Source organism: Streptomyces sp. NPDC021212, from assembly GCF_044332925.1.
Classification (GTDB): Bacteria; Actinomycetota; Actinomycetes; order Streptomycetales; family Streptomycetaceae; genus Streptomyces.
In genome coordinates this window covers 14,165-29,361 of the sequence record NZ_JBIRPZ010000001.1, presented here as the reverse complement: position 1 = coordinate 29,361, position 15,197 = coordinate 14,165, and the positions used below count along the sequence as shown (strand labels likewise).

General features: G+C 71.4%; 17 protein-coding genes and 1 pseudogene. 14 read left to right on the top strand and 4 right to left on the bottom strand.

What is annotated here, in order from left to right; translation table 11 throughout:
* Nucleotides 1-129: 129 nt before the first annotated feature.
* Genes ACH4SI_RS00155 through ACH4SI_RS00110 form a run of 10 tightly spaced genes read left to right on the top strand, consistent with a single transcriptional unit; the run spans nt 130 to nt 10,017 of the window.
* A complete protein-coding gene (locus tag ACH4SI_RS00155) occupies nt 130-1,734 on the top strand; it encodes a B12-binding domain-containing radical SAM protein (RefSeq protein WP_398290834.1) in 1,605 nt (534 codons plus the stop codon).
* Between the two features lie 12 nt (nt 1,735-1,746).
* Nucleotides 1,747-3,006, top strand: coding sequence for a radical SAM protein (locus tag ACH4SI_RS00150; RefSeq protein ID WP_398290832.1), 1,260 nt, complete (start codon nt 1,747-1,749; stop codon nt 3,004-3,006).
* Complete coding sequence (locus tag ACH4SI_RS00145) at nt 3,003-3,971, top strand: phosphotransferase (protein WP_398290830.1); 969 nt, start codon at nt 3,003-3,005, stop codon at nt 3,969-3,971. The genes ACH4SI_RS00150 and ACH4SI_RS00145 overlap by 4 nt, the downstream gene beginning before the upstream one ends.
* Nucleotides 3,968-4,963, top strand: coding sequence for a hypothetical protein (locus tag ACH4SI_RS00140; RefSeq protein ID WP_398290828.1), 996 nt, complete (start codon nt 3,968-3,970; stop codon nt 4,961-4,963). The genes ACH4SI_RS00145 and ACH4SI_RS00140 overlap by 4 nt, the downstream gene beginning before the upstream one ends.
* A complete protein-coding gene (locus tag ACH4SI_RS00135; protein ID WP_398290826.1) occupies nt 4,960-5,790 on the top strand; it encodes a hypothetical protein in 831 nt (276 codons plus the stop codon). Before ACH4SI_RS00140 ends, ACH4SI_RS00135 begins: the two co-directional genes overlap by 4 nt.
* Nucleotides 5,787-6,803: a thymidylate synthase gene (locus ACH4SI_RS00130; RefSeq protein WP_398290824.1), complete on the top strand. Its 1,017-nt coding sequence runs from the start codon at nt 5,787-5,789 to the stop codon at nt 6,801-6,803. Before ACH4SI_RS00135 ends, ACH4SI_RS00130 begins: the two co-directional genes overlap by 4 nt.
* Nucleotides 6,790-7,314, top strand: coding sequence for a nucleoside 2-deoxyribosyltransferase (locus ACH4SI_RS00125; RefSeq protein WP_398290822.1), 525 nt, complete (start codon nt 6,790-6,792; stop codon nt 7,312-7,314). The genes ACH4SI_RS00130 and ACH4SI_RS00125 overlap by 14 nt, the downstream gene beginning before the upstream one ends.
* Complete coding sequence (locus ACH4SI_RS00120; RefSeq protein WP_398290820.1) at nt 7,311-8,165, top strand: hydroxymethylpyrimidine/phosphomethylpyrimidine kinase; 855 nt, start codon at nt 7,311-7,313, stop codon at nt 8,163-8,165. The genes ACH4SI_RS00125 and ACH4SI_RS00120 overlap by 4 nt, the downstream gene beginning before the upstream one ends.
* Nucleotides 8,162-9,295, top strand: a complete 1,134-nt coding sequence (locus ACH4SI_RS00115) for an NAD(P)/FAD-dependent oxidoreductase (protein ID WP_398290818.1) — start codon at nt 8,162-8,164, stop codon at nt 9,293-9,295. Before ACH4SI_RS00120 ends, ACH4SI_RS00115 begins: the two co-directional genes overlap by 4 nt.
* Nucleotides 9,292-10,017, top strand: a complete 726-nt coding sequence (locus ACH4SI_RS00110; protein ID WP_398290816.1) for a TenA family protein — start codon at nt 9,292-9,294, stop codon at nt 10,015-10,017. Before ACH4SI_RS00115 ends, ACH4SI_RS00110 begins: the two co-directional genes overlap by 4 nt.
* On the opposite strand, the gene ACH4SI_RS00105 is transcribed toward ACH4SI_RS00110, so the two are convergent.
* From ACH4SI_RS00105 to ACH4SI_RS00095, 3 genes are all read right to left on the bottom strand, one after another.
* Nucleotides 9,978-11,312, bottom strand: a complete 1,335-nt coding sequence (locus tag ACH4SI_RS00105; RefSeq protein ID WP_398290814.1) for an amidohydrolase family protein — start codon at nt 11,310-11,312, stop codon at nt 9,978-9,980. The two genes, ACH4SI_RS00110 and ACH4SI_RS00105, sit on opposite strands and share 40 nt — an antisense overlap.
* A 104-nt stretch (nt 11,313-11,416) precedes the next feature.
* Nucleotides 11,417-11,800 carry an inorganic pyrophosphatase gene (locus ACH4SI_RS00100; RefSeq protein WP_398290812.1) on the bottom strand — a complete coding sequence of 128 codons (384 nt, stop codon included), beginning with the start codon at nt 11,798-11,800 and terminating at the stop codon, nt 11,417-11,419.
* Between the two features lie 164 nt (nt 11,801-11,964).
* Entirely contained in the window at nt 11,965-12,300 is a 336-nt protein-coding gene (locus tag ACH4SI_RS00095; RefSeq protein ID WP_398290810.1) for a MarR family winged helix-turn-helix transcriptional regulator, read from the bottom strand.
* 36 nt (nt 12,301-12,336) lie between these two features.
* On the opposite strand from ACH4SI_RS00095, the pseudogene ACH4SI_RS00090 reads away from it, so the two are divergent.
* From ACH4SI_RS00090 to ACH4SI_RS00080, 3 genes and pseudogenes are all read left to right on the top strand, one after another.
* Nucleotides 12,337-12,447: pseudogene (locus tag ACH4SI_RS00090) on the top strand (NADPH-dependent FMN reductase); the annotation flags it as partial.
* Between the two features lie 127 nt (nt 12,448-12,574).
* The gene (locus tag ACH4SI_RS00085; RefSeq protein WP_398292371.1) at nt 12,575-12,721 is read left to right on the top strand and encodes a hypothetical protein; all 147 of its coding nucleotides are present in this window, start codon (nt 12,575-12,577) and stop codon (nt 12,719-12,721) included.
* Nucleotides 12,722-12,727: 6 nt separating this feature from the next.
* Nucleotides 12,728-13,717, top strand: a complete 990-nt coding sequence (locus ACH4SI_RS00080; protein ID WP_398290808.1) for an amidohydrolase family protein — start codon at nt 12,728-12,730, stop codon at nt 13,715-13,717.
* A gap of 406 nt (nt 13,718-14,123) precedes the next feature.
* Here ACH4SI_RS00080 and ACH4SI_RS00075 read toward each other — a convergent pair whose 3' ends face one another.
* Complete coding sequence (locus ACH4SI_RS00075) at nt 14,124-14,564, bottom strand: Hsp20/alpha crystallin family protein (RefSeq protein WP_398290806.1); 441 nt, start codon at nt 14,562-14,564, stop codon at nt 14,124-14,126.
* A 62-nt stretch (nt 14,565-14,626) separates the two neighbouring features.
* Here ACH4SI_RS00075 and ACH4SI_RS00070 point away from each other — a divergent pair, with 62 nt between their 5' ends.
* Nucleotides 14,627-15,115, top strand: a complete 489-nt coding sequence (locus tag ACH4SI_RS00070; RefSeq protein ID WP_398290804.1) for an STAS domain-containing protein — start codon at nt 14,627-14,629, stop codon at nt 15,113-15,115.
* Nucleotides 15,116-15,197 lie beyond the last annotated feature (82 nt).

The window sequence follows — 15,197 nt, the reverse complement described above, 5'->3', positions numbered from 1 at the left end:
CATGTGGCAATGGTGAGCCCAAAACAATAGATGCCGCGCCTCGTTTCCTGGTTGACGAACGGATGAAAGGCTAGGCGTTTCCCTAAGCCCTCTTGACGTCAACTTTCTGCCTGCGTAACGTCAAATTTCGTGACCGACGCGAACTCGGAGCAGCGGAAAGGGCCTGCGGTGGTCCTGGCCACACCTCCGCCCGTCACCCACCGGACCGCTGAGGAAAATCTTGGGCTCGGCTATCTGGCGGCATTTCTGCGAGAGGCAGGACATACCGTCGAAGTCATCGACGGCTGGCTTGAAGGGCTCGACATTCCGACGCTGGCGCAGCGAATACTGGACGCCCGGCCGGGGCTGGTGGGATTCGCCTGCTATCGGAGCAACATGGACCGCGCCATCGAGACGATGCACCGCTTGAGCCGGGCCGGTGCCGATGTCCTGACCGTGGCGGGCGGGTACGGCCCCACCTTCCACGCCGACGACTTCCTGGAAGCCGGGTTCGACGCCGTCGTCCGGGGCGAGGGCGAGGTACCGCTCCGCCTCCTGGCCGATCACTTACGGGACGGGACACCGGCGCTCGATCAGATCCCGGGGCTCAGCCACCGGTCCGCCGGGGGCACGGTGCGGCACAGTCCGACCCCGGCGCCCAAACTGACCCTCGACGAACTGCCCCACCCCGCCCGGGACACCCTGCATCTCACCCTCGCCCGGCGCAGCATGGTCCACATCCAGACGGCCCGCGGCTGCCAGGCGTCCTGCACTTTCTGCTCCATCGTGGCCTTCGAGCGGGTGGGCGGCGGCGCGACGTGGCGCCAGCGGTCGGTCCCCGACGTGGTCGACGAGCTGGAGGCCCTGTGGCAGCGCGGCGCCACCCACTTCAAGGTGATCGACGACTCGCTGCTGGAACCGCCACGGGACGCCGCGTGGTCCACCGAGCTGGCCGACGAGATCGCCCGACGGGGCATCAAACCGCGGATGCGCGGGTCCATACGGGCCGACCGGGTGACCGAGAAGGCGATCGCCGAGCTGGCACGGGCCGGATTCTTCTCATTCTCCTGCGGTATCGAGAACTTCGCCCAGTCGGCGCTGCGCCGCATGGCCAAGCGGGCGGACGTCGAGCAGAACCGACGCGCCCTGGACATCTTCCGTGCTCACGGCATCTACGTACAGGCCGGGCACATCCTGTTCGACGACCAGACCTCCCTGGAGGAGCTGGAGGAGAACTACCACGGCATGCGCGAGTACTCCTGGACCATCTCCAAGGGCATCTTCACCGAGATGTACGCGGCGGCCGGGACCAACTTCACCCGCCGGCTCGGCCGGCAGGGCGCCCTCCAGGTCGACCGGGACAACCTGGGGAACACCCGCTACGAGGTCCTGGACGCACGGGTGCGGCCGCTGTACCGGGGGCTGAAGCAGTGGCACCGCGCACACTCGGCGATCTACGACAAGGCCATCGATCCGCTGTCGGCGCCCAAGGCGCTGGAGGCCGGCGAACTGGCCGTGATGCACCGGTTCGCGCAGGAACTGCGCCGGGTCGACCTCGACTTCTTCCGCTCGCTGCTGGACCTGGCCGCCGGCCGGTGCACCGCGGCGGCCCTGGATGATGCCGTCCAGGAGCTGGTGCGTGCCGAACTCGCACGCACCGCCGACTGGTACGGGCGTCTCGATGACCAAGTGGACCGTGCGTATCACGATCTCGGACTGGTCTACGACGCGGATGCCAATCCGTTTATCTGCTGAAGGGACATGTGCATGGCCGAAGAGCGCAGCAACCAGCAGGAAGACTACCCCTGGACCCGCAAGTCCCTCCCCCTGTCCGTGATCGACCCCAAGGAGCACTTCGACCGCCCGGTCGGTCCGATCGAGCACGAGGACGTCGACGAGTGCGCGATCGACATCAAGAACATCGGCTGGACGCTGGGGAACGACTGCCCGTACCGGTGCACCCACTGCTACTCCATGTCCGCACGGGAGAAGGGCATGGACTTCTCCCTCGAGATGATCGACCGCATTGTCGGGCAACTGGCCCTGAACAACGTGGAGACGGTCAACCTCGGCGGCAACGAGCCGCTGTTCACCAACGGGCCGAACCCGCGCGACACCCTGCTGCCACAGATCCTCGACGGCCTGAACGACGCGGGCATCATCGTCGGCCTCACCACCTCGGGCATCACCGGGCTGCACCTGGAGCGCGACCACAACGCGCAGTGGCGGCGCCTGAACGACCTTGACGTGAGCCTGGACTCCCCCTTCGAGGACGAGCACAACGCCAACCGGGGCGCGAAGATCTACAAGCAGGCGATCCGTACCCTGGAGCTGGCCAAGGAGTACGGGATCGACCACACGATCATCATGTGCGGCATGAACTGGAACTTCACCCGCCGCCACCTGGAGCGGCTGCTGGAGCTGGCCATCCAGTACGACGCGCACATCCGGATCAACCCCATCAAGCCCGTCGAGCCGGCCCACATGGAATCGCTGCTGCCGGCCGAGCAGTACTACGAGGGGTTCTCCTTCCTGATGGAGAACTGCTCCCCTGTGGACCTGGGTGAGCCGCCGATCGCCGCCGTCACCGACTACCAGCAGGCCAAGGGATGCCCCTGCGGCCGCACCTCGTTCCGCATCCACTCCATCACCCCCGACGGCCGCATACCGGTCTCCCCCTGCGTCTACCTGCACGACTACAAGGTCGGTGACCTGCGCACGGAGGACCTGTACGACATCATCAGGTCCCCGCAGTTCCGGTCCTTCCGGCGCCGCAACGCCAACCCCCATCTGCTGGAGGGGTGCGAGGGATGCGGCATGCTCCAGCAGTGCCGCGGCGGCTGCGCCGGCCGGTCCTACCTGCACCACGCGCACGAGACGGGCCAGCGATCGCTGTTCGTGCGCGACCCGTACTGCCCGCGCGACATCGCGCCCAAGCAGACCTTCCCGCAGCGCCCCACCGTCCCCACGGACAAGCGCCTGGTGCACATGGACTACTTATGCACCTGGATCGGCAAGCCCCTGTGACGGTCGCCACATCGGCCGGCGACGGTCTGCTCGACGGGGGTCTGGTCGGCGTCCTGCCCGCGCGGGTCGCCGACCGGCTGGCCGCCGCCTGCCGCGCCACCGGGCTGCGTCAGGTGCCGGCCGGTTCGTTCAAGGAACGCTCCAGCAATGCCTGGTTCCGGGGTGAGGTGCGAGGCGAGGAGGTGTTCGTCAAGCTCTACGCCCGTCCGGAGCGGGCCGCCGCCGAACGGCTGGTCGCCTCATCCCTCGCGCCCGGCGTCGCCCCCCGGCTGCTGGCCGGCGGCCGGGCGGACGGCCTCGGGGAGTACGCGGTGTTCCGCTGGCAGTCCCTCACCCCGCTGCCCGCGACGCCTGAGTCCGCGGCCGAAGCCGGCCGGCTGCTGGCTGCCGTCCACGACACCGATCTGCCGGGGCCGGGCGCCGACGGCCCGACGCCCCGGCCGCCCGGGGGCGGGCAGGGGACCACCGCCCTGTCCGCCCCCGAGGTGGGCGAGGAGGCGTTCGGGAAGCTGATCGCGGCACTTGCCCGGCAGGCCCCCGGCCTGTTCGCCGAGGTGCGGGGCAGGCTGACCGGGCCGAAGGCCACCGCCCTGGTGCGGGACGCCGGCTGGACGGCCGGCCGGCACCCGCCCGTCCTGCTGCACGGCGACTTCTCCCTGCGCAACACCGCCCGGAACCAGGCCGGCCATCCGGTGGTGTTCGACTTCGAACGCGCCGAATACGGGCCGGCCGAGCACGACCTGCGGCGGATCTGGGACCGGGAACTGGCCGCCATACCCGCGGGACACGACACCTTCACCACCGCCTACCGCAACGCCCGGGCCCACGACCCCGGCCCACCGGACCGTATCCAACTCGACTACGCGCGGCTGGCCTGCGCGGTTACCACCCTCACCGCCGCGCGCCGGACACATGACACGCGGTTCGAGGCAGAGGGACGAAAGATTCTCGAGGCAGTCACATGACGACCAGCGCACCACCGTACGACCTGCTCGCCGTCCCGCACGCGGGCATCACCTTCGCCGTACGCGGCGAGGCCGGCGCCCTCGCGAGGCTGCGGCAGTTCACGGCCCCCTTCTACCAGTCGGTGGCCGAACCGAGCGGCCAACTGTGGGAGCTGAACCTGGAGTTGACCGACGAGAAAGCCGGTCACGAGCCGTCCGACGGCTCGGAGCCCGACCACCGTGCCGAGTTCGACGCGGTCGCCCGCACCCTCACGGTGACGTGTCCGTCGCCGCGCTGGCTGCCAGTGCTCGGTCTGCGCTACACCCGCACCATCGTGCGGACCCTGGCGATCGCCGCCGGGTCGGTGCCGCTGCACGGCGCGGGCATCGACGCGGCCGGGGTGGGGCTGATCCTCGTGGGTGACAAATGGGCGGGCAAGACCACGGCCGCCTTGTCGCTGGTCCGCTCCGGCACCGCCGCCCTGGTGTCCAACGACGACGTGCTGCTCCATGAGGTCGGCGTCGGCTGGCAGATGGTGGGCGGGCCGCGGTCGATGGGCGTGCGCACCTCCTCGCTCGGCGAGCACCGCCCGCTGCTGCACCCGGCCGAGCTGCGCGCCGCCGCCGGGCTGCACCCCGCCAAGCGCCCGGACAAGGCCTTCCTGCTCCCCGGCGCGCTGACCGCGCTCGGCGGGGCCGTGCGGGCCACCGGCCCGGCGCACGCGGTCGTCGAGCTGGTGTGCCGGCCCGGCGAGCCGGTCCGCCACGACGAGTTGTCCGGCCCGCAGGCGGCCGGCGTACTGCGCCGATACCTGGAGACCAGCGCCGACCGGCGCCGCCTGGCGCTGGTGGAGGCGCTCGGCGCGCCGGCCCCGGCACTCACCGACCGCACACTGGCCTCGCTGGTGGGCTCGTTGCGGTTCCACCGCTTCACCCATCCCGTGGACGGATGGATGGACGGCTTCCTGGCCTTTGTGAACGAACACGTGGGATTCGAGGGGACGGCTGCATGAAGCTCGGAGTGGTACTGCGCGCCGAACGGCTCATCCGCGGCGACGGATTCCGGCGCACCCGGCTCGCCACCCCGTACGGTCCGGTGGACCGGATCTTCAGCGGCGAGCTGCACGGCACCGAGACCCACTTTCTGTACGGCCGGTTCCCCGGGCAGCGCACACCGAGCTGGGAAATCCCCTACGAGGCCAACCAGAGCGCGTTCGACGCGCTCGGGGTCGACCACATCATCGGCACGTTCGTGGTCGGCGGCGTGGACAAGGAAGTCCGCGGCGGCGATCTGGTCATCCCCCACGACCTGGTGAGCTTCGCCGGGCCGCGGACCAGCCTGCCGCCCCTTTCCGGCCGGTTCTCCAACGCCCATGTCATCCCGTCGTTCTGCCCGGTGCTGCGGCGGCTGCTGATCCGCGGCGCCGACGAAGCCGGCGTCCGGGTCCACCAGAGCGGGGTGTACTTCAGCTTCTACGGGTTCGCCCGGATCGAGACCCTGGCCGAACTGGAGCTGATGGAACGGCTCGGGGCCCGCCTGGTCGGTCAGACCATGGACCCGGAGTTCACCCTCGCCCGCCAGCGCCACCTGCACTACGGCGCCATCGCGGTGGCCATCGACTCGTACCACGACATGAAGACCGAGACCGAGACCGACCCGGAGGTCTTCCGGGCACGCTCCCGCCAGGCCATCGCCGACGGCCGGCGGAATTTCGAAGCGATCATCGAGGCCGGGCTCGCCACCCGGGGCGCGGACGAGGTGGAGGACTGCGCCTGCGCCCAGGTGGCCAAGGGCAAGCACAAGGACATGTTCGCCTCCTTCCCCGAGGACCTGCTGTGACGAGCTTCCCCGGCTTCCAGGACGCCTATCTGCACCACGTGTCCGACCTGCTGCACGATCCCCAGTTCCACAACGCGCCGCGCGGCTTCCACAGCCAGGAGCGGCTGGGCGTGGCCTTCACCCTCGAGGACCCGCGACGCCGCCTGATCACCCACCCGGCCCGCCGCACGAACCTCGTATTCAACGTCGCCGAGGCGCTGTGGTACCTGGCCGGCCGCGACGACCTCGGCTATCTGGCGTACTACGCGCCCAGCGTCGCCCGCTACTCCGCCGACGGACGGCGCCTGACAGGCACCGCCTACGGGCCGCGGATCTTCCAGTACGGCACGCGGGGGCTCGACCAGTGGGCCACCGTCGTCGACACCCTCCGCCAGGACCCGGACAGCAAACGGGCCGTCATCCAGATACTCCACCCGCACGAACTGCGGGTGGCGGACAACCCGGACGTCGCCTGCACCCTGTGCCTGCAGTTCCTGCTGCGCGAGGGCCGACTGCACATGGTCGGCTACATGCGCGCCAACGACGTGTACCGCGGCATGGTCAGCGACGTGTTCTCCTTCACCTTCCTCCAGGAGATGATGGCGCGTCAGCTCGGTGCGGAGCTCGGCGGCTACACCCACGTGGCCGGCTCGCTCCACCTGTACCGGCCGGACCTGCCGGCGGCCCGCCGGCTGGACGCGCCGCTGCCCGCCGACCTGCCCGCGGACGCCATGGAGCCGCTGCCCGAAGGGGACAACCGCCCGTACCTCGCGCACGTGCTCCGGATCGAGGAGGAGCTGCGCACCGACGCTCTGCGTCTGGACCGGGACCGGCTGGACGCGCTCGACCTGCCCGGATACTGGTCCCAGGTCGTGGCGCTCTTCGAGCTCTACCGGCGGGTCCGGCACGGGACCGCGCCGGACGACGGGCTGGTGGACCGGCTGTCCCCGCTGTACCGGCAGCTCATGGTCACCCGTTTCCCGGCGCTCGCAGCGCCCCAGCACCCCCTGGAGGTATCCGATGCCGCTCGCTGACCCCGCCGACCCGGCCGGCCGGACGATCACCGTGTTCCTCGGCGGCCCGTTCAAGGGGCTGATCGACCCGGCCACCGGCGCCGTGCCCGACGCCGCGCGGCACCGCTACGAGGGGCTCACCGACGCCTTCGCGGCCCGCGGCTGGCGCGTGCTCAACGCGCACCGCACCGAGGGCTGGGGGCTGGCCGAGGTCTCCGACGTCGAATGCACCCGCCGCGACTTCGCGTGGATGCACGAATGCGACGTGTTCGTCGCCTTCCCCGGTGACCCCGCCTCCCCGGGCACCCACGTGGAACTCGGCTGGGCCACCGCCCTCGGCCGGCCCACGGTGATACTGCTGGAGCCCGGGGCCCGGCACGCGGCGCTCGTCACCGGGCTCCCCGCGGTGTCCGACGTCCATCTGCTCGAGTACCGCCCGGACCCGGACTTCCCCGAGCAGGTGGCCGCGGAGGTCGCCGCGCTGCTGCCGACCGCCGGCACCGCGGAACCCGCGTCGGCCGCCCGCCCGTGACGGTGCCCCGGCCGCCGCACCGCACCCGCTGCCTGACCGTCGGGTCCTCCGACTCCAGCGGCGGTGCGGGCATCCAGGGGGATCTGAAGGCGTTCGCCTCGGTCGGGGCCTATGGCGCCACGGTGGTGGTGGGTGTCACCGCGCAGAACACCACCGGGGTGTCCGCCAGTGCCCCGGTCGCCCTGGATCTGGTCGCCGCGCAGCTCGACGCGGTGCTCACCGACATCGGGACGGACGGCGTCAAGGTCGGCACCACCTGGAGCGCGGCGCTGGTGCGCCTGGTCGCCGACCGGCTGGCCGGCGTACGCGCACCGGTCGTCGTCGACCCGGTGCTGGTCACGGCCGCCGGTTCGGACCTGGGCGGTGGCCAGGACGCCGTCGATGCCCTCTGCGAGCGGCTGCTGCCCATGGCGGCGGTGACCACCCCCAACCTCGCCGAGGCGCGCCGGCTGACCGGGCTCGCTGACGAGGCGGACCCGGCGGTGCTGGCCGAGGCGCTGGCCGGCCGGGGCGCCCGCGCCGTGGTCATCACCGACGTCCCCGGCGGCGGCGACTGGCTGTTCGACGGCCAACGCCACCGGGCCGTCCCCGGGCCGCGCCACACCACCGGATGCGAACACGGCGCGGGCTGCGCCCACTCGGCGCTGCTGACCGCGTTCCTGGCGCGCGGCGTCGCGCTGCCCGAGGCCGCCGAACGGGCCCACCGGGCGGTCGCGGCCGGGGTGGCGCACGGGGCCGCGGACATCGGGCGGGGCCGGCACCCGGTCGACCTGCCGGCCGCGACCGGCGCCGACACGCCGTCGGCGGCCGGCGGAGCCGTCGCGGGAGGGGACCGGGTGAGGCCGGCGTGAGCGACGTGACGGTGGTCGGAGCGGGGGTCGTGGGCCTGTCCGCGGCGTGGTCGCTGGCCCGCCGGGGAGCGGCCGTCACCGTGGTCGACGCCGGGCCGGTGGGCGGCGGCGCCTCGCACGCCGCCCAGGGCGAGCTCGTACCGTCCTCGGCGGTGCTCGCCCCGCTGTGGCGGCGGAGCCTGGAGCTGTACGCCGAGCTGTCCCGGCAGACGGGCGTGTGGTGGGACGAGGAACCCGTCGGAACCCTGGTGCTGGCCGCCGACGACCCCGGCGAACTCGCGAGGCGTCAGGCGGCCGAGGAGGGCCGCACGCTGCGCGGCGCGGCGCTGCGGACCGCGGAGCCGGCCCTCGCGGACGATGTCGCGGCGGGGCGGCTGCTGGCCGAGGGCCGGCGGCTGGAGCCGGCCGCGGTCCTGGACGGCCTCGCCAGCGCCGCCCGCAGCGCCGGCGTCGTGATCAACGCGGAGCGCGGCCCGGTCCGCCTGGAGCGGGACGGTACCGGATGGGCGGTGCGGTGTCCCGACGGCACCCGGTCCCGTTCGCCGTACGTGCTCCTGGCGACCGGTCTCGGCACCCGCGACCTGCTGCTGCCGCTCGGCCACCGGGTGCCGCTGGCCGGTGTTCGCGGCACCGTCCTGGTCACCGAACCCGCTCCGTTCACGCTGCGCCACCTGCTGGCCGAGGCGGTGATCGGCCGGCCCCGTTCGGTGGCGCTGCTGGCGCACCAGATGCCGTCGGGGCGGCTGGTCCTCGGCGGCTCCTGGCACCTGGCGGAAGACCCCGAACCGGCCGGGCTCCCGGCGGCGATCATGGACCGGGCGGCACGTCTGGTGCCCGCGGCCGGGGCCCTGAGCGTCGTGGCCCGGCGTTCCGGGACCCGCCCGTGCCTGCCCGACCGGCTGCCGGTGGCCGACCGCGTCGAGCCCGGCCTGTACGGTTGCTTCGGCCACGCCGGAGAGGGGTTCATCGCCGGTCCGGGGTCCGCCGCGCTGGTCGCCGACCTGATCACCGAGGCCGCGGACGGAGTGTTGAGTGACTTTCGGGAAGCGCCCGGGCGGGCGCCGTTCGCCTTCGGCCGATGGAGCGATGACGACGGCGCCGGGGCGCGCCGCGAGGGGAGCAGCACGTGACCTTTCTCGACGCCTGCCGGACCCGGTGCGCGGACGTATGGGACGCCTACCGTCACCACCCCTGGATCGAAGCGATGGCCGAGGGCCGTCTCCGCACCGAGCAGTTCGTGTTCTTCCAGCTCGACGACGGCCCGCACGTCGCCGAATTCAACCGCACCCTCGCGCTCGGCATCGCCAAGGCACCGGTCGGCCATCCGTGGGCGAAGGCCGCCGCGCATGTGCTCGACGACTTGTCCACGGTCGGTGAACTGGCGGAGAAACGCGCTCTGGTGGCCGAGCTGGGCTACCCCGACGACACTCCGCACGACCGCTGGACCTGCTCGCCGGCGCGCGAAGGATACGTCAACCACCTGGTGCGGGTGGCCTACGAGGGGACGTTCCCGCAGATCGCGGTGAGCGTCTACCCATGCTCGTTGTTCACCGAGGTCATCGGTGAGCGGTTCCGCGGGGTGGAAATCCCCGGTCCGCCCGCGTACCGGCGCTGGGCCGACATGTACGTGCGGCGTACCCGGACCGCGATGTGCGCCGCGCACGCGGCCGTGGTGGAGGAGGCCGCGGCGCGCGGCGACGAGGCCGACCGGGAGGCGCTGCTGCGGCTGTACCGGCGCAGCCTCGAACACCAGGTGCGGGTCTTCGACGCGGCGTGGGCCCTGGAGGGCGGCTGGCCGGGCGGCGGCGCGGCTCACGCCTCCGCGGCGGCCTCCCGGACCACGGCCGGCTGACGGCCGAAGTCGACCGCGCCCGCGGCGAAGTCCCCGGTCAGCTCCGACCGGGCCGGCCGGGTGCGGGCGACCTCCCGGCCACCGCGGAAGACGTGCAGCCGGGCCGGGAGCAACCGCAGCGCCTCGACGGGGTCGGCGGTGTCCAGCACCACGAAGTCCGCCGGGGCGCCCTCCTTGATGCCGTACCGGTCGCCGAGCCGCATCAGCCGCGCCCCGGAGTCGGTGACCAGCGAGATCATCTCCCGCAGTTGGCCGTCCCCGGTGCGGTGGCCGAGCAGCGCGCCGAGCTGGGCGACCGCCAGCAGATCGCCGGTGCCCAGCGGCAACCAGGCGTCCATGACCGAGTCCTGGCCGAGCCCCACGGTCACGCCCGCGTCGAGCAGCGGACCGATGGGCGCCATGCCGCGCCGCACGGGGGGTGCGTCGCCGCGTCCCTGGAGTACGACGTTCACGAAGGGGTTGGCCACCACGCCCACCCCGGCGTCGGCCAACAGCGCCGCGGTACGGGCCATCAGAGCCGGCTCGTAGCCCGCCATCGCCGTGCAGTGGCTGACCACGACCCGGCCCGGCCGGCCGCGCGCGACGGTCTCCCGGGCGACCAGCTCCGCGTACCGGGAGTCCGGGTCGTCGGTCTCGTCGCAGTGGGTGTCGATATCCGCGTCGAAGTCCTCCGCCACGTCGAACAGCGTGCGCACATGGGCCCGTCCGAGGTCCGGGGTGGGCTCATAGTGCGGGATGCCGCCCACCACGTCACAGCCGAGCGCCATGGCCTCCCGCAACCGCGCCACCCGCTCCGCTCCCCGGGAGAGCCCGTCCCCGTACAGGCCGTCCTGCGGGAAGGCCACCAACTGCACGTCGCAGACGCCGCACACTTCCTCGCGCAGGTCCAGCAGCGCCCGGAGGGCGTCGAGTCCGGGCGTGGAGACGTCGACGTGGCACCGCACGTGCAGGGTGCCGTGCGCCACCATCCAGCGCAGCACCTCGCGGGCGTTGGCGCGGACGTCCCGCCCGGTGAGGGTGGCCTTGCGCGCCGCCCAGACGTCGATGCCCTCCCACAGGGTGCCCGAGTGGTTGGGGTGGCGCGGGTCCAGGGTGAGCGCGGAGTCCAGATGCATATGGGCGTCGACCAAGGGCGGGACCACCAGGCGGCCGGCCAGATCGAGGGAGCGCGCCGCCGCTTCGCCGGCCTCCGGGCCGATGCGGGCGAACCGCCCGCCGCGCACCAGGATGTGGACCGGGTCCGGGCGGTCGCGCAACCGCGCGTCGCGCAGCACCAGTTCGTCCGTCGACTCCACCGTGCCCTCCCTCAGGTGTCCTGCCGGCGCCTTCCGGTCCCGCTCACGATACTGGGCCGGCCGGTACCGGTGGCCGGCGCCGGCCGGGCGGCCGACGCCGTTGGTCAGGCCGCCCGGCCGTCCTCCCGCAGTACCAGCAGGCCGCCGATCTCCAGGACGTCGTCCAGCAGGTGCCGGATGTGGCCGATCTCGTCGCCGGTGCAGTCGAGCAGGACCTTCACCTCGACGTCGCGCTTCACCGGGTCCGCGGTGACGAAGACGCCGACCACACCCGCACCCTCGGCGCTGCCCCGGAAGACGTCCACGCCCTCCCCGTCACCGCCCGTCGTGCCGTCCAGATAGCCGTAGTCCACCGGGTACACCGCCTGCGGCACCCGCGGGTGCCGGCTGTCCTTCGGACGGTCCACCACGAGTCGGGCGGAGGCGCAGATGCGGTCGAGGTTGGTGAAGAACCGCTGTCCTCGCGGTACCTGGGTGTGTGTGGTCATGACGAGGATCCTGGCACACCGACCGCTCGGCACAGCACGGCGGCCGCCGCCCCGGAAGCGGGGTGGCGCCGGTGGTGCGTGGGGGGGGGCGGTGGCCGTGGCGGTCGTACCGCCGATGAGGTGCGATGAGGCGAGCGCGCCGAGGGCGCCGATGCGGGCTCGCTTCACCCTGAAGACTCGATGCGGGCGAGCACCTTGTCGGAGATCCGGTGCAGCGTCCGTAGCTCGTCCGGGGCCAGGACGTTGATGAACAGGTCCAGCACCTGGCTGACGTGTCCAGGGGCCGCGTCTGCCAGGTACGCGAAACCGGCTTCGGTCAGGATGGCCTGCGTGTAACGCCCGTTGTGCGGGTCGGGCTCGCGGCACACGAACCCGCGCTTCTCGAGCCGACCGATCATGTGGGACAGGCGGGACAGTTCCGTGTTGGCCAGGACCGCGAGCTCGCTTATCCGCAGGCGCCGCCCGGGCTGCTCGGACAGGTGCGCCAGCACGTTGAACATTCAAGTGTGAGCGTGTCCCGATCGGAAGGACTATCCATGAGCGACCTGAATCTCGCCATCATCCTCGGCAGCACCCGCCCCGGCCGTAACGGTGAAGCGGTGGCGAACTGGGTACTGGCCAAGGCCAAGGAGCGGGCGAACGCCGACTACGAGCTGATCGACCTGCTCGACTACCCGCTGCCGCACCTGGACGAGGCCGTGCCGGCGAGCAGGGGCGTGTACGCGGGCGATCGAGCACCTGCGCGCGATCTCGAGCGAGTTACAACTGGCCCACGTGCGCCAGCAGATGTCGTTCTCGTTGCTCACCGACTTCGAGAATTTCTCGGTGTTCAGGCCCTCCGTGATGCACGACCAGGCTGCTTCCGTCCTGTTCGACCAGCTCGAGTCCTGGGCCGGCGCGCTCAAGTCCGTCCGAAGCTGAGTCTCGATGAAGCTTTACGGGCTCGAAGAGCACTTCGTCACCACCGACGTGCTCGATGCGTGGAAGCGGCGCGACCCCCAGCTCGCCGAGCCGATGATGAAGTGGGCTGTCGCCAGTGACATCACGCCGGCGTTGCTGGACCTGGGCGGCGGACGCATCGCCGCGATGGAGGACGCCGGGATCGACACCGCGGTGCTGTCGCTGACGACGCCGGGGCTGCAGAACCTCGACGCGGCGGAGGCAGTCCGCTTGCAGGCGCCCACGAACGACGCGATCGCTGCCGCCGTGCGCCGCCACCCGGGGCGATTCCAGGGGTTTGCGGCGCTCGCCACCTCCGCACCGTCGGCCGCGGCCGAGGAATTGCGGCGTGCGGTCACCGAGCTGGGACTCAACGGCGCGCTGGTCAACGCGAACTCCGGTGGCCGGGCTCTGGACGCGCCCGGATTCTGGGACGTCTATGAGGCTGCCGAGCATCTGCGCGCACCGATCTACCTGCATCCCAGTGTTCCGTTCCCGGCTGTCACCGCGGCCTACTACCGCGGTTTCGGTGAGCCGGTGGACAGCATGCTGGCGACCGGGGCGTTCGGTTGGCACTACGACGCCGGGCTGACCGTGCTCCGGATGATCGTCGGTGGCGTGTTCGACCGGTTCCCCAAGCTGCAGGTCATCCTGGGGCACTGGGGCGAGGTGGTGCTGTTCTACCTCGACCGCGTCGCGACCATGGACAAACTCACCGACCTGCGGCGTCCGATCGCGGAGTACTTCCGCTCGAACATTTTCATCACTCCGGGCGGCATCTCCAGCCACAAGTACCTGCGGTGGAGCCTGGAGACGGTGGGGATCGAGCGGATCATGTACGCCTCGGACTACCCGTTCAACCGGGAGCGCACCGGATCCGCGCGGCGTTTCCTGGAAACGGCGCCGATTGACGAGGCCGACCGCCAGCGTATCGCCTTCCGGAACTGGGAGAAGCTCGTCGCCGGTATCCGGCGCTGACCGACTGTACCGAAAGGGGTTTCGCATGACGTTCTGCCTGGTAAAGATGGCTCGCTGTCTTCACCGATTCGGGTAGAGGCGAGGGTGCAGTCGTGTTCCTGCACCCCGCCTCGGGCTCAGCTGACAGTTGGGTGCACCAGGTCGGCGAGTTCGTCTCGGCCGGCTTCCGGGTCGTCGCCTACAACCGCCGCGGCACGTGTCGCCCTCCCCGCGCGGAAACTGTGGATCGCGTCGACGATGCGGCAAACTACCTGCTGGACCACCTCGGTGTGAACACGGCGCGCCTGGTCGCCGCGGCCGCTGGCAGACATCTGCCCAGCGGAATTCCGCGTACTCGACGAGGTCGGTCGGCGCTCTGGGAAGCTCCGCCGGAGTGGAACGCCGCCGCACTCGATTTCCTGACGTGTCACCGCGTCCGCCCGAACCGCACTGTCAGCACACCGTCGCGAAGGGCCGCGCTGACGCCTTCGGCGTTGACCTCGCCCGGAAGAAGGGCCCGGTACTCGAACCGGCCGGTACGGCGGGTTCCGCGCCGCAGGAAGCCGGCACGTTCGCGTTCCCTGAGGTCGCCGCTGATGACCAGTTCCTGCCCCGCCATCTCGATGTCGATGTCCTCGCGCTTGGCGCCGGGGAGGTCGACCTCGATCCGGTAGGCGTCATCGGTCTCGGAGACATCGGCCAGCGGCGACCACGTCACCCCCGCGGTCACCGGCGCCAGGGTGCCACCCACCGTGGATTCCAGCAGGCTGCTCATGCGGCTGAACAGATCGTCGAACTCCGCGAGCGGGCTCGTGGCCCAGCCCGGGGCACGGCGTTCGGCCAGCGGCGCCTGGCTGCCGCGTCGCACAGGAAGCGTTATTTTCGTCCACCTCCGCCCTCTGTAACCTGTACGTCCTGTTTCATTCCCGGGTGCGGTGGCCTCCACACGACCGTCTTGCAGGGCCTCCAGCCTGCCTGGGGCGGTCTGGAGGCCAGCCTTACGGGGAGCGGTCAGGAAACACGGCAAGATCGGAAGGTGAGCACGGCCACGTCTGCGTCAGGAGACGTGAGCACGCCGGTCCTCCAGGTGGACGGGGAACTCGACCTCGCGACCGGGACCAACTGCGGCACCAGCTCGATAAGCTCATCGCCGCTCGCAATCCGGCCAGAGTCATCGTCGACTTCTCCCGGCTGCGCTTTTGTGACGCGAGCGGCCTGAGCAGGCTCGTAGCCGCAGACCGGGAAGCCCGGAGGCGTCACGGCGGACTGCGCCTGGTGTGCCCTGAGGGAAAGGTCCGGCGCCTGCTGAGGTTCACGCGACTGGCCCGGTTCATTCCGGCCTTCGACAGCCTCTCCCCGGCCATCCCCGACGGCGAAAGCGGCCCGTATGCCACCTCACCACGTCAAACGGTGGAGTGATTACCTCGGCCGATTCTTGATCCCTGTCTTTGGCCCCCACCTCCGAGGACAGAAACCTTCCCACAGAATGAGGTACAAGCCG

Excerpts from the sequence above, each read along its gene's own strand:
- ACH4SI_RS00150 (WP_398290832.1), top strand. The coding sequence starts at position 1,747 with ATGGCCGAAGAGCGCAGCAACCAGCAGGAAGACTACCCCTGGACCCGC.
- ACH4SI_RS00140 (WP_398290828.1), top strand. The coding sequence starts at position 3,968 with ATGACGACCAGCGCACCACCGTACGACCTGCTCGCCGTCCCGCACGCG.
- ACH4SI_RS00135 (WP_398290826.1), top strand. The coding sequence starts at position 4,960 with ATGAAGCTCGGAGTGGTACTGCGCGCCGAACGGCTCATCCGCGGCGAC.
- ACH4SI_RS00125 (WP_398290822.1), top strand. The coding sequence starts at position 6,790 with ATGCCGCTCGCTGACCCCGCCGACCCGGCCGGCCGGACGATCACCGTG.
- ACH4SI_RS00100 (WP_398290812.1), bottom strand. The coding sequence starts at position 11,800 with ATGACCACACACACCCAGGTACCGCGAGGACAGCGGTTCTTCACCAAC.
- ACH4SI_RS00095 (WP_398290810.1), bottom strand. The coding sequence starts at position 12,300 with ATGTTCAACGTGCTGGCGCACCTGTCCGAGCAGCCCGGGCGGCGCCTG.
- ACH4SI_RS00080 (WP_398290808.1), top strand. The coding sequence starts at position 12,728 with ATGAAGCTTTACGGGCTCGAAGAGCACTTCGTCACCACCGACGTGCTC.